The sequence below is a fragment of the Marivita sp. genome (assembly GCF_051251565.1).
GTDB lineage: Bacteria > Pseudomonadota > Alphaproteobacteria > Rhodobacterales > Rhodobacteraceae > Marivita.
Map to the genome: position 1 here is coordinate 26,872 of NZ_JBPOFB010000022.1, position 11,905 is coordinate 38,776.

The following is an 11,905-nucleotide window of genomic DNA, read 5'->3' on the forward strand; positions in this document are numbered from 1 at the left end:
TGTGGGCGGGTCATGCCGTCAGCCAAAGCGCCAGGCGGTCGCGCCGCCACTGGCGATAGGCGCTGAGGCGGCGCATGCGGGGGCCGGGGGCGAGCGACAGGGCGTGGCGCAGGATGTCCTGGTTGGCGGGGGTCAGATGCGCGATATGCGGCTCTAACATTGCCATATTTTGGCATGCCCAGGTTCGGTAGCTGCCATCCCTGAGCCGGTTCAAACGCCAAAGTGCTGCGCGCAGGCCCGCGCGGGGGCCAAGGTGGTTGTCCGCATGGGCGCGGTAGAACAGGCCGGGGCGGGCGTCCTGCAACATCCCGGCCCCGGCCCCGGTCAGCAGCAGGGCCAGCCACCAATCCCAGAACGGCACATCCACCCGTCCGACCCGACGGGCCAGCGCGACTGCGCGGCGATCAAGGATCAGCCCGCTGCCCGGTGTCTGGCATTCGACCAGTGCGTTGCGAAACCCGGCGCGTTCTGGGCTGCGCCAGCGCAGGGTGTGCGGGGGCTGGCCGTTGCGCCACACCAGCCGGTGCGCGCTGTAGACCTGCCCGGCGGTAGGGCTTGCGCTTTGGTTCAGCGCGGTCAGCCCCCGGCTGAGGTGATGCGGCAGCCACAGATCGTCCTGATCGGCAAAGGCGACCGGGCCGGAGGGCAGATCGGGGTGGCAGAGCAGGCCAAGGTAATTCGCGCTCATCCCCTGTTGGGGGCCGCGCAGCAGAACAATCGGATTTGGCTGGTCTTTGGCAAATGTGCGGATATGGGCCCATGTGGCATCGGTGGAGCCATCATCGCTGATCCAGAGCGACCAGCGCGTATGCTCCTGCGCGGCAAGGCTGGCAAGCTGCTGTCGCAGATGGGCGGCGCCGTTGCGGGTGCCCATGAGCACGGTGATATGGGGCAGCGATGTCATACGCAGACCATGGCGCGTTTGAGGGTCATTTGCAACTTAAGGTTGCGTCTTGCCGATCCTTGCCTTGGGGCTGCCACCTGCAAGCGGGGACCTGCCTTTGGGGCCACACCCGGCGGGGGTGCTGTCACTGGACCGCTTGAGGCACTTGGCCTTAGGCATTAGGGTCACGTTCGGGGCCCAAGGGGGACCTGTGTGCCAGCTTCGACGATAAGGGTTCCCGCCTGATGGAGTTTCCTCCGATCTACATCCTGAGCCTTCAAGGGGCGCAACGCTTTGGGGCGCTGGCCGAGGCGCTGGAGGCGCGCGGGCTGGCCTATGAGGTGTTCTGGGGCATTGACGGGCGCGACAAGCTGCCCGAGGCGCATGAACACCGGGTGGACCGGGACGGGGCAGAAGCGCGCATGGGGCGTCCGATGTCGGACGGCGAGTTTGCCTGCGCGCTGTCGCACCGCCAGATCTATGAGCGTATCGCCGCCGGAGACGCGCCCTCGGCCATCGTGCTGGAGGATGACGCCGATCCGGTGCCGGCGTTTTTCGATCTGATCTCGGCGCTGGCCAATCCGCCTTGCGGGTTGCTGCTGTTCGATCACAAGAACACCTATGTGAAGGTGCATGACCGGCTGATCCTGCCTGGTGGGGTGCGGGCCTACCGGGTGGCGCTGCCGCCGTTTCTGGCGACGGGTTATATGGTGTCGCGCGAGGTGGCGGCCCATCTGGCGTTCCGCGACGGGCCGGTGGTGCAGCCCTCGGATTGGCCGGATGCGATTGTGCAATTCGACAGCTATGCCTGCGATCCCCGGGTGATCACCCAGCGCGGGCGCATGGCGGGCACATCCAGCCTTGAGGCAGGACGGCGCAAACATCAGCACAAGCGGCGCAAGAGCCTGCGGCGGTTGCTCTACAAATCCTATTGGCGGCGGTGGATCACCAAGCGATTGGCGCGCAAGCTGGCGTGATTGGAGGGCCGGATGGCCCGTCCGACGGCGCGCGTGGTTATTCGGCCGCGGCAAGCCGGGCAGGCGTGGTTTCCAGCCGCAAGGCATGCAGCATCAGCCCAAGGCTTCGCGGATCGGCCGAGGCGCCCAGATCGCGCGGGCTGTGGCAGGCGGGCAGGGTCAGATCAATGCGCAGTGGCCCGGTAAAGCGGGGCAGGGGCAACGCCCAGTCAATCTTGGGGTCTGCGCCGGTGGCACGGGTGTCGGACCATATTGCGTGACGTCCGGTGGTTTCCTCGGTGGCGGTGATGGTGACGGTTTGTGCCGTCTGTGCCAGGGCGGCGTCCAGCAACGCGGCGGACCCGCTGAGCAGGGTCACGGGATGGTCCGGGGCGGGATGGGCGCGGATGCTGGCTTTGGGCTGCGCGGTCCAGATGCCGCTGTCTTCGGGCGGGTGGAACCCGTCAAAGCGCAGCGCGTCCCGGTTCGGACCGCAGGCGATGCGCACCAGATCGGCCTCGGTTTCCAGCGGCGGCAGGGCGCTGTCTTTGTCCCCCAGCAGCAGACGGCGGAGCGTGGCCATCTCGGGCTGATCCAAAAGCGGATCGCCGCGCCCTTCGAGATAGGTGATCAGGGTGGAACCGGTGCCGTTATGCTGCGCCAATGCGGTCAGCTTTGCCTGCACGTCCGGCCCGCAGCGTTGACCCAGCGCCTCAAGCCCCATGGGCAGGGCGCTGGCGGCGGGCAGGCACAGGATCACCGTCCAGAGATCGGGATCGCGGATCGGCAGGGCCAGATCGGACAGGTGGTGGCCTGTGCCGCCCGTGTCACCGCAGACCCGCGCCAGCACTTGCCGCAACAACCCCAGCCGCGCCGTGGCGGCAAGCGCCCCACCCTGACGCAGCGCATGACCCAGCGTGTCGGGGTCGGTCACGGTAGTGTTGAGCAGGTTCAGAGCCACATACTGTCCCACATCCTTGTCCGGGTAGGACCAGAGATCCGGCGGCAGCAGCCCGCGCCCGGACATCACGCCGGACATCAGGCCGCGCACGTGCCCATAGGTGGCGTACCAGTCGCTGTCTTGTGGGTCGGGCTGGAGGCTGCGGGCGCGTGCGGTGGCGGCGCGGCGGGTCATGCGGGTCTGCCCGGCATACAGGAAACTGGCCAGCGCCTCGGCATAGGCGGTGGTGTTGCGCGGCCCCATGTAATGTGCGGCGGCCTTGCCGCGCGTGGCGATCTGGGCGGGATCGCGGGCGATGGCGTGCAGCGTGTCAGCCAGCGCCTGTGCGTCTGCGCCTGCGGGCAGGTGCCAGCCGCAGGATGTGGGCATCTTGGCGAAACAGCCCGAGGTCTGCACGATGGCGGGGCGTCCGCTGGCCAGTTGCTCGGCCAGTGACAGCGATGCGCCTTCGGTGTTGGGGCGGCGCAGGTTGAGAAACAGATCCGCCTCTTGCATCACGGCTGTGAACGCCGCCGCATCCGGGTCGGTCCGCAGGCGGATGCTGTCGCCCAGCCCATGCGCGCGGATCCGGGTGTCGAGCAGCTGGTGGTATTGTGCATCGCCCGCGTGCCCGGCGATGGTCACGCTGTAGCGGGCGGCCAGATCCGGGGCGCTGGCCAGCGCGTCGATCAGGATCTCCAGCCCCTTGGTGGGGCCGATATGGCCGGTGGCGGCAAGGCGGATGCGGGCATTCGGGCCGGGTGTCCGGTCGGGGGGATCGACCGGCACATCGGGGCGCGGCATGAAGAGCGTGGTGGCCGATCCGGGATAGCTGTCGCCGATAGCACGGGCGGCAAAGTCGGAATGGGTGACCACCCCGGTGGCGAGCCGCGCCAGCATGTCGGACAGCGGCACCTGTGCCGCCCAGCTGCTTTCCCACGGTACATAGGAGATGGCCGGGCTGGCCCGCAGCACGCCGCTGGCGGCAAGGTATGCAAACCCCGACGCGCCCGACACCGCGTGGATCAGCGCGCCAAAGCCCGGTGCCGGGGCGGTGCCGTCATGATGCAGCCCCGCCAGCATGTGCTGGTAGACATGGTCATGCAGCACCACCGGGCCGGGATGGGCCATCAGCGCCCGCAGGATCATGCCGTGATGCCGGTCATTGTTGCCCAGATGGTAAAGCATCAGGTCAAACAGCGCGGGCAGATCGGACTGGATCAGCGCCTCTGACAGCGGCAGGGTGGGGCAGGGCATCTGCACCCGTTCTTCCTCGGGGCAGGGCGGGTGCAGCACGGTGACCTCAAGCCCCTTGCGGCGCACCAGCGCGCGCAGCACCGATTGCGCATAGGTGCCGACGCCGGTGCGCGACGAGATCGGGCAGATCCACGCCAACCGCATCAGGCGGCCTCGGCGCGGGGCAGGGGCGTGTCGAGCACCGCATCAAAGCGGTTGAGGCTTTCGGCGCGCGCGGCGGCGTTCAGCGTGGCAAAGCGGTCCAGTTCGGGATTTTGCGCCTCGCCCGCGCTGCGGATCGCGGTCAGCCGGTCCAGAAAGCTGCGGGCGCGGGCCGCAAGCTCGGACAGGCTCGGGGCCAGATCGCCATAAGATCGCGCGGCACAAAGCGTGCGCAGCGCCTGTCCCGCGCCACAGCCCGGCGCGGGCAGGATCAGCGTATAGGCCCCGGACAGCAGGCTGTCGAAAGGCGAGAGCCCCGTCACGGGGCGGTCAGGGCCATAGCCCAGATGCAGGTGCAGATCGGCCACCAGACCCGCGCCCATCGTGGCGTGATCGCTGTCTTGGGTGACGCAGCGCAGGGGGGCCTCAAGATCGGACAGCGCGCGGCGCAGCACATCAGCCTGCCCCGTTGGCGCGCCGTGATCAAGGATCAGCAGGCGCGGTGATGTCCGGGGCTGGGCCGGGATCTGGGCCGGGGGCAGATCGGCGGTGACCGGAAAACGGTCGGCCAGCGCGATGGGCAGCCAGGGCGCGAACCCGATCGAGCCCGCCACATCCGCCCGGTCGATGACAATGGCGCGGGTATAGCCCTGAAGCACCAGCGGCAGGGTGCCTGCCGACTCCCACGCTTTGGGGGGTCCAAACGTCTCTAACTCGGCGCAAAGCGGCTGTGTCAGCAGCAGCGTGGCCGGGCCGTGGCGCAGCGCCTCGGGCAGGCCCAAACCCAGCGAGGCGGTCTGCGGCGCATGTGGTGTGGGCGGCAGCGCGGCAAGGGTGGCGGTGTCCTGTACCGCCTTCAGGCCGGTCTGGCGCGGCACGGCGGGCACCAGCGTGTCGCCGCGCCGGTGCAGATGGGCGCGCAGGGCGTGGCCCAGAAGCCGCCCCCGAAGAGAGAGGCTTTGACTGCCGGGGTCGGGGATGTGGATGCGCATGGGGCCGGGTCCGGGGCTGGAGAGGTTCCGGTGATTTTGCGGTGATCAAGGTTAACGAAGAGTTACGACGCGACAGGTTTCGTGGTGGGGTGTGCGGGGGGCTCTGCCCCCGGCCTGCGGCCTCCCCCGAGGTATTTGGAGCCCAAAGAAACCCTAGCCCGGCCAAACCGGCAGGCGGCGCGCGTAGGGTTGGAACGCTTTGCCAGTGTCCTGGGCGACCTGTGCGATCAGGGCGATGTCGTCTTGCAGGCTGTCATAATCGGGGCAGGGATGCCCTGTCATCCTGTCTGGCACCGGGCCAAGATCGAGGCCGCGCGCGGCAAGCGCTGTGCGGTCGTGGGCAAAGAGGTGCGAGACCAGTGCGGCGGTCTCGGGCCCGGTTTCGAACCGGCCGCGGAAACTGTCCTTTAGCTCGGCATAGGCGCCGAATTCGTCCGGGATGGGATGGCTGTGGGCTTCGTCATAGCTCATCACGTGGTTCAGCATCCGCTTGAAGAACAGCAGATTGCCCGAGATTGTCAGGTTGCTGTCGGCGGCGGGCTGTGTGATGCCGTCCACCCCGCCGATCTGGGTCAGGAAATCGGTGCGGATGTCGCCGCCTGCAAAGGCGTCGCGGCGGAAGGGGCGCAGGGTGATGGCCTGTGGTCCGTAGACGGCCTCCCAGCGTTTGAGAAACCCGTCAAAGGATTGGGGAAAGAGGCGGATGTAATCGTCAAAGCTTGCGGTCAGATTGCGTTCCTGCACCGCCTGGGCGTACCAGCTTGCCAGATAGGACAGGTGGTCGCGCAGATAGAGCACGATGCGGGTCTGATCCGGCGGAAACAGCGTTGCGGCGGCGTGCGGCGGGACGGTGCGGAAGAACAGCTCGGATGAGATCACGTAAGCCTTGGACGGATCGGCGGTGGCCTTGGCAAAGGCGGTGCGCCAGCCCGGGGCCAGCCCGCGGGTCGGGTGGCCTGCCAGCGCATAGGCCAGCGGGTGATGGGCGCAATGGTTCAGGTGAAAATCGGGATAGACCCAGCCCGCGCGGGCCAATGCGTCCGCGTTCAGGGCCAGCATCCGCTGGATCGAGGAGGTGCCGGTCTTGTTGGCACCGATATGCAGCACGAACCGAAGAGCCATAGCGCGCAGGATAGCGCCGCCCGCGGTGGCGCGCATCTCGCTGGATCGGGGGATAACGCAGGCTCACGTTCCTGTCAGAACCGTGTCAGCACACATCCGGGCGGCCGGGCACTGCGTATTCTTGTATATTAGGTACAGGGAGATTTTTCATGAACATCGTCGATATCGCCGCCGGGTCCGAGGATTTCAGCATTCTCGTCACCGCGCTGAGCACCGCCGGTCTGACCGAGACGGTGCGCGCCGCAGAAAACATCACCGTCTTTGCCCCGACCAATGCCGCCTTTGCCGCGCTGGCCGTTGATCTGGGCTTTGCGGGTGATCAGAGCGATGGCGATGCCGTCTTTGGCTTTATCGCGCAGGCGCTGAGCGATCTGGGGGGCGGTGATCCTGTTCCGTTGCTCACCGATATCCTGCTCTATCATGTCGCCCCGGGCGCGCGCACCGAACCGACAATCACCGGGTCCGAGGGGATTGCCACCCTGCTGGAGGGGGCCGAGATCGCGCCTTCGGGAGGGTCGCTGGGGGATGCAGAGCCGGATTTACAGGATCCGGTGATCGTGCTTCCGGATGTGGTGGCGGATAACGGGTTTATCCAGGGCATCGACCGGGTGCTGTTGCCGATCGATATTCCGGGCAATACCGGCGACACGATCACCGGGATCGTGGCCAGCAGCGGTGGCGTGTTTGACGGGGATGCCAGCGATTTCGATCTGCTGTTCAACGCGCTGACAGCTGCGGGGCTGACGCGGGCGCTTGATGATCCGGACAGTGCCCTGACGGTGTTTGCGCCCAATGATGCCGCCTTTGTCGCCACAGCCCAGACGCTTGGCTTTGAGGGCAGCGACGAGGCGGGCGCGTTTGACTATATCGTGCAGGCGGTGACATTGCTGAGCCAAGGGGCCAACCCGGTGCCGCTTTTGTCGGATATTCTGCTTTATCACGTGGCACCCGGGGTTCTGGATGCTGACGCTGTGCTGGGGGCTTCGTCGATCCAGACGCTGCTTGGGGTGGATCTGGGGGTTGAGGGGGCGGCCCTTGTGGATGCCGACCCCGATCTGCCCGATGCCACTATCATCACCACCGACATCGCCGCCACAAACGGGATTGTGCATGTGATCGACGGGGTGCTGATCCCGGTGGACCTGTTGCCGTCGAACGGGTCTGACGATGCGGTGGCCTTTGTGATCGGTGACGACACCGATGAGAGGATCAGGCTGGGCGACAATGATGATTACGTCTCGGCGGGGGGCGGCGATGACACGATCATCGGGGACGATGGCAGCGATGTGATCCTGGGCGGTGACGGCACCGACACGGCGGTGATCGACGGTGATTTCTTTGACTTCGCGTTCCAGTTCTCGCGCGGGGGTGTGGCGGTCACTGACAAGACCGACAGTGCGGATGGGACCGATTTCCTGAACGGGGTCGAGGCGGTGCAGTTTTCCGATGGTGTATTGGATCTGACCGTTCTGGACGGGGCGGCGCAGCTTGCGCCGGACCAGTTGCAGGTTTTGACCGAGCTCTACGTGGCCTATTTTGACCGCGCCCCGGATGCGGGGGGGCTGCTGTTCTGGGGTACTTCGCTCAACAACGGGGTGAGCCTACCCGAGATCGCGGCTTTGTTCTTTGAACAGGAGGAGACGCAGGAAAAGATGCCCCCCGATCTGCCGGTGGGTGATTTTGTCGACCGGGCCTATCAGAATTTTCTGGAGCGGGCACCCGATGCCGAGGGGCGGGCGTTCTGGATTGACCAGCTTGAAACCGGCGGGGTCACGCGCCCCGAATTCATGCTGGCGCTGATCGAAGGCGCGCGGGCCAATACCGGATCGCCCGAGGATGTGCGCACCATCGAGGACAAGGGCGATATCGGCGTGTCTTTTGCGCTGATCAACGGGCTGAGCAATCTGCACAACGCCGAAGACGTGATGGCGGCCTATATGCTGGAGGATCGCGCGGCATCTTTGGTCGAGGCTCAGGCGCGGATTGCCGAGGCGGCAGCCGATGCCAATGGCGCGAATGGTGAGACCGAGTTCACCTTTCAGCTTGTCGGGGTGATTGACGATCCGTTTGCCATCGCGTGACCTATGGGGATGCCCCCGCATCCCGCATCCGGCGCCCTTGGCGGGGCGTCGGAGACAGCAAGAACCGGACCCCGGCCAAGAGATGTCTTGATTGCACAGGTAAAATCGGGTGACGTGGTGACACGCCCCCTTTTTTACCGAAAGCTTTTGCCATGTCGCTGGATTGCGCCGCCGAAGAGATTGCAGACGAATTGTTGTTTGAAACAGGCAGGGCCCTGACACTGGGCGATTTCGACAGGTTTGCCGCCTGTTTCGGTCTGCCCCATGTGATCGAGACCCCGGGCACCCGGACGGTGATCCCGGATCTGGACAGCCTGCACACCACGTTCGACGATCTGCGCCGGTATTATCACGACACCCAGGTCATCGACGTGGTGCGCACCGTGGTGAAGGCCCGGTTCCTCAATGCGGATATGGTGACATCCACCCATGTGGCCAGTCTGGTCCATGCCGATGGCGGCGCATGGCGCAAGCTCTACCCGGTGCATTCGGTGATCCGGCGGCAGGGCGATCTGGATTGGCGCATCATGTCGAGCGTCTATGTCATCGACGATTGCGCGGCGCATAGCGCAGTGCTGACCCCGGCCCCGTGCCAACCGGATGTGGTGAGATAGGGCATTGCTGGACGGGTCAGACCCCTGCCAAAACCGGAGGGGGTTTGGACGGGGGTTTTGGCAGGTGTAAGGTGTTGAATTTTGGGGGATGGGGAGGGTGGTCAGAAACGACCGATATCGGTGAAAAAAGCACCCTACCAGATGTTGTGTCTCGGGCTTACTATTTACCTTGATATCGATCTAACCTGATGATTCAATTGCCTTATTGGATCGGAGGGCGCTCTCATGATGGGTCGAGTTCAGGAACAGGGGCAGCTGTTTTTCCGGTTTCGGCTCGACGAGCACGTTCCCGAAGATCATTTTCTGCGCCAGGTGGACCGGTTTCTCGACTTCAAACCCCTGCGCGCCGAGCTCGCACCGCTCTATAGCCGCATTGGGCGTCCTTCGATCGATCCCGAGCTGATGATCCGCATGCTGCTAATCGGCTACCTCTATGGTATTCGCTCCGAGACTCGGCTCTGCGAGGAAGTTCATCTCAACTTGGCCTACCGGTGGTTCTGTCGCCTTGGGCTTGAGGGCCAGGTGCCCGAGCGGTCGACCTTCTCCAAGAACCGGCATGGCCGGTTTGCTGGGGGCGACATGCTGCGGCGCGTGTTCGAGATGGTTGTTTCTATCTGCGCCGACAATGGCCTGGTCGGCGGCACGGGTGCCCTGGTGGATGGCAGCACCGTCCATGCCGATGCCAACCGCGACAGGCGCGATACACCGGATGCGATCCAGGCCGCCTGGGATGAAATGGAAACGATCACCCGCCCAGTTCAGGCCTATCTCGATGACCTTGAGGCCGCAGCGGCGCATCCGCCTGACGGTCCGAAACACAAACCGCCGAAATACATCTCCGAGACCGATCCCCAAGCAGCTTGGTCGCTGAAGGACGGGCCGGGGCGGTTCAGCTATGAAGTGAATTACCTGGCCGATGATCTGCACGCTATCATCGTCGATGTGGCCGCGACACCCGCGCGCCTAAGCCAGGAAATCGTTGCCGCGAAGGAGATGCTGGACCGTAAGACTGCCGGGTTTGACCCAATCTCGATCGCGGCCGACAAGAGCTATGGCACCGGGCCTTTTCTGTCCTGGCTCCTGAGCCGAGAGATCACGCCCTACATTCCGGTTCTCGACCGGAAGGGCCAGACCGACGGAAAACTGACCCGCGATGCTTTCGTCTATGATGCCGATCGGGACGTGTTCATCTGTCCGCAAGGTCATGATCTGCCATTGCGAAGGGTCAATGAAGAAACCCGGGTGAAGCGTTACAAGGCCACGGCGTCGCAATGCGGCAACTGCCCGCTACGCGGCCGGTGCACCGATGCGCCATCACGGACTGTGACCCGGTTAATGGATGAAGAAGCCCGCCAGATTGTTCGGGATCTGGCCGACACCGAGGCATTTCAAACCGCCCGCGCCCGCCGCAAGAAAATCGAAATGCTGTTCGCGCATCTGAAACGATGGCTGAAACTGACCCGCCTCCGGCTCCGGGGCTTATCAGGAGCCAACGAAGAATTCTTCCTCGCCGCAACAGCCCAAAACCTCAAACGCCTCGTGAAGCTCGTGCCTATATGAAGACGTGAGAGATCAAAACGCCGCCAAACAAACCCGTCGTCAAGGCGGGGCCGACAACGCGCCTTCATCCATGGCACCACATTCATTGGGCCGAGTTTTTCACCGATATCGACCGTTTCTGTCTCTCTTGAGCACATCGCCCAACGAACTTCACACATTTTTCACGCTTGGCAGAGTTGACGTTGCCAGAGTTCTTAGCCGTCGTCCCAAAAAGCTTAAAGCTATGTTTCCTGAGCGTAGACATGAAAGACCGAAGGCAGAAATGACAAAACTTAGATACGGAAAAGGGAGAATAACATCTTCTCTTTTTGCAGTAGCGTTGCTTTGTGTGCCAGGGATTGGTTCTTCCATGGGCGATCCTCTGTTTAATTTACGGCTATTTTTTGAGGATTCCGCGCGTGTTCATCTCGATGATGCCTCATTAATAAGACAGCGCCACATCTCTCAATTTGGAGATTTATCTGAGGATGAGGTGGCAAGCCGCGTCTCGATTCACCCGACGCATCCTGATAGATTAAGTGAAAGCAGTACAACTTGTAATGATTACCAATTGACCAATTATAAAGATTGGTTGTCAGGGATTGAACGTGCGAAGGCTGCGAGATCAGAGGCAAAAAGTAATTTTGTGACGCCTGAAATGAATTGGCCCGGATTTCTTTTGTGGAGCTCGCCATCTTTTGCATATGTTGACATAAAGCGTACTTATTTTGGTGACCTGAAGAGGGCTAGCGTTGTATTGGCCATTTCTGATGAGAGCTTCGATATTAATTCTCTATTGGATAGAGAAGTGAATTTTTTTTCGCAAGATACAATAGAGAAACTTAACGCGTTGTCTCGGTATGGTTATGATGCCATCCTAGAATATCAACTTAAAGGAAAGAAGGTCAGGCTCAGTAATAAAATTGAGTGCGATGGATTTCAGTTGTTTATAATGAGTGTGGATTAAATGTCTGATTATTTAATTCAGTTTAATGTGTTTGATGGCGCGACCGGCAAGATCGGAGAAGAGGTATCACCCACTGGTCACGTCAATGTAACATTCATCGATTTAACTTCTGATAACTTTCCTGTAACAATTGGCGCAAACCAATCTGGCTCAGTTTCAGGAATAGTTTCCAGAGGAGTTGGTTCGTCGATTGAGGGGGAAATTGTCGATGAGTCTAACAAACTTACGCCGGGTCTTTATTCAGTAGCCAGCTGTTCTGTTCCAGTCACCAAAGAGCAGTTTGAAAGCATTCTTGAGGTCGCCAATGGTTTGGCAGACGCCAGATACAGGTATGATTATGCGTTGTTTGACGGTCCGGACGGTCATGCTCAAACATGTGTAAGCAAGCGTAGGGTGCGTGCTCGCACGCACCA

The 11,905-nt window shown here is 62.8% G+C and carries 10 protein-coding genes; 6 read left to right on the forward strand and 4 right to left on the reverse strand.

Annotation, left to right across the window (positions count from 1 at the left end):
- Positions 1-10 precede the first annotated feature (10 nt).
- The gene (locus tag ACSHXH_RS17385) at positions 11-904 is read right to left on the reverse strand and encodes a glycosyltransferase (RefSeq protein ID WP_435673068.1); all 894 of its coding nucleotides are present in this window, start codon (positions 902-904) and stop codon (positions 11-13) included.
- A 224-nt stretch (positions 905-1,128) separates the two neighbouring features.
- Here ACSHXH_RS17385 and ACSHXH_RS17390 point away from each other — a divergent pair, with 224 nt between their 5' ends.
- A complete protein-coding gene (locus tag ACSHXH_RS17390; RefSeq protein ID WP_435673069.1) occupies positions 1,129-1,860 on the forward strand; it encodes a glycosyltransferase family 25 protein in 732 nt (243 codons plus the stop codon).
- A 37-nt stretch (positions 1,861-1,897) separates the two neighbouring features.
- On the opposite strand, the gene ACSHXH_RS17395 is transcribed toward ACSHXH_RS17390, so the two are convergent.
- The 3 genes from ACSHXH_RS17395 to ACSHXH_RS17405 all read right to left on the reverse strand — a co-directional run bounded on the left by ACSHXH_RS17395 (position 1,898) and on the right by ACSHXH_RS17405 (position 6,291).
- Positions 1,898-4,180: a glycosyltransferase family 4 protein gene (locus ACSHXH_RS17395; RefSeq protein WP_435673070.1), complete on the reverse strand. Its 2,283-nt coding sequence runs from the start codon at positions 4,178-4,180 to the stop codon at positions 1,898-1,900.
- Positions 4,180-5,169, reverse strand: coding sequence for a hypothetical protein (locus tag ACSHXH_RS17400; RefSeq protein WP_435673071.1), 990 nt, complete (start codon positions 5,167-5,169; stop codon positions 4,180-4,182). The genes ACSHXH_RS17395 and ACSHXH_RS17400 overlap by 1 nt, the downstream gene beginning before the upstream one ends.
- Before the next feature lie 153 nt (positions 5,170-5,322).
- Positions 5,323-6,291: a hypothetical protein gene (locus ACSHXH_RS17405; protein ID WP_435673072.1), complete on the reverse strand. Its 969-nt coding sequence runs from the start codon at positions 6,289-6,291 to the stop codon at positions 5,323-5,325.
- 149 nt (positions 6,292-6,440) lie between these two features.
- Between ACSHXH_RS17405 and ACSHXH_RS17410 the strand changes: the two genes are divergently transcribed.
- The 5 genes from ACSHXH_RS17410 to ACSHXH_RS17430 form a co-directional block, all read left to right on the forward strand.
- Positions 6,441-8,372 carry a fasciclin domain-containing protein gene (locus tag ACSHXH_RS17410; protein WP_435673073.1) on the forward strand — a complete coding sequence of 644 codons (1,932 nt, stop codon included), beginning with the start codon at positions 6,441-6,443 and terminating at the stop codon, positions 8,370-8,372.
- A gap of 152 nt (positions 8,373-8,524) precedes the next feature.
- Positions 8,525-8,986 (forward strand): hypothetical protein, encoded by a 462-nt coding sequence (locus tag ACSHXH_RS17415; protein ID WP_435673074.1) that lies wholly within the window; start codon positions 8,525-8,527, stop codon positions 8,984-8,986.
- Positions 8,987-9,211: 225 nt separating this feature from the next.
- Entirely contained in the window at positions 9,212-10,546 is a 1,335-nt protein-coding gene (locus ACSHXH_RS17420; protein ID WP_435673075.1) for an IS1182 family transposase, read from the forward strand.
- Between the two features lie 127 nt (positions 10,547-10,673).
- Complete coding sequence (locus ACSHXH_RS17425) at positions 10,674-11,492, forward strand: hypothetical protein (RefSeq protein WP_435673076.1); 819 nt, start codon at positions 10,674-10,676, stop codon at positions 11,490-11,492.
- A partial coding sequence (locus ACSHXH_RS17430; RefSeq protein ID WP_435673077.1) for a hypothetical protein occupies positions 11,493-11,905 on the forward strand: 413 nt, incomplete at its 3' end.

Excerpts from the sequence above, each read along its gene's own strand:
- ACSHXH_RS17400 (WP_435673071.1), bottom strand. The coding sequence starts at position 5,169 with ATGCGCATCCACATCCCCGACCCCGGCAGTCAAAGCCTCTCTCTTCGG.
- ACSHXH_RS17410 (WP_435673073.1), top strand. The coding sequence starts at position 6,441 with ATGAACATCGTCGATATCGCCGCCGGGTCCGAGGATTTCAGCATTCTC.
- ACSHXH_RS17405 (WP_435673072.1), bottom strand. The coding sequence starts at position 6,291 with ATGGCTCTTCGGTTCGTGCTGCATATCGGTGCCAACAAGACCGGCACC.
- ACSHXH_RS17420 (WP_435673075.1), top strand. The coding sequence starts at position 9,212 with ATGATGGGTCGAGTTCAGGAACAGGGGCAGCTGTTTTTCCGGTTTCGG.
- ACSHXH_RS17385 (WP_435673068.1), bottom strand. The coding sequence starts at position 904 with ATGACATCGCTGCCCCATATCACCGTGCTCATGGGCACCCGCAACGGC.
- ACSHXH_RS17415 (WP_435673074.1), top strand. The coding sequence starts at position 8,525 with ATGTCGCTGGATTGCGCCGCCGAAGAGATTGCAGACGAATTGTTGTTT.
- ACSHXH_RS17390 (WP_435673069.1), top strand. The coding sequence starts at position 1,129 with ATGGAGTTTCCTCCGATCTACATCCTGAGCCTTCAAGGGGCGCAACGC.
- ACSHXH_RS17395 (WP_435673070.1), bottom strand. The coding sequence starts at position 4,180 with ATGCGGTTGGCGTGGATCTGCCCGATCTCGTCGCGCACCGGCGTCGGC.